The organism is Candidatus Thiosymbion oneisti, from assembly GCF_004359955.1.
Classification (GTDB): Bacteria; Pseudomonadota; Gammaproteobacteria; order Chromatiales; family Chromatiaceae; genus Thiosymbion; species Thiosymbion oneisti.
In genome coordinates this window covers 1-215 of the sequence record NZ_SMSC01000214.1, presented here as the reverse complement: position 1 = coordinate 215, position 215 = coordinate 1, and the positions used below count along the sequence as shown (strand labels likewise).

The following is a 215-nucleotide window of genomic DNA, read 5'->3' as shown; positions in this document are numbered from 1 at the left end:
GCTGGTGGTGATCCGGGAGTTCATCCACCCCGAAGTTTCCCGCTCCAGCCTCGACCGCTGTCTGCGCCGCCATGGCGTTTCTAACCTCAAGGCGCTGATGCCCCAGGAAGCAGGCACCCAGACACCGGTGAAGACCTTCAAGAATTATGCGCCGGGCTTCGTCCACGTCGATGTTAAGTACCTGCCTCAGATGCCGGATGAGGACCAACGGACCG

The 215-nt window shown here is 60.9% G+C and carries 1 pseudogene; it reads left to right on the top strand.

Features of this window, described 5'->3' with window-relative positions:
- A pseudogene (locus E1958_RS19970) lies at positions 1-215 on the top strand (IS481 family transposase); the annotation flags it as partial.